Below are 262 nucleotides of genomic sequence, written 5' to 3'. Positions count from 1 at the left end.
AAGCGATAGTTACGATGCTGGTGTTATTGGTAGCAATTGCATTAGTGGGGTTAGCTTATGTCTCTATGGTTGGGGTTCCTGCTTGGGCTGTAAGCCCAATCTTGGCTTACCAGGCAGAGAATAATGTTCGATACAACCTATCAGACCCCAACTCAGCTGAATTTAGAAATAAGAATGGCATGTGCGGTGAGGTCAATTCGAAAAATAAGCTGGGGGGTTACACAGATTTTCAGCGATATATATCAGCCGGAAAAACGGTGGC

1 pseudogene is annotated in these 262 nt (G+C 44.7%); it reads left to right on the top strand.

The features are described from left to right. Positions 1–14 precede the first annotated feature (14 nt). Positions 15–262: pseudogene (locus tag SB753_RS38405) on the top strand (hypothetical protein); the annotation flags it as partial.

This window comes from Paraburkholderia sp. SIMBA_053 (assembly GCF_046534895.1).
Lineage (GTDB): Bacteria > Pseudomonadota > Gammaproteobacteria > Burkholderiales > Burkholderiaceae > Paraburkholderia > Paraburkholderia caledonica.
Note: the sequence above shows the minus strand (reverse complement) of the source record. Positions and strands in the feature narration are given on the sequence as shown.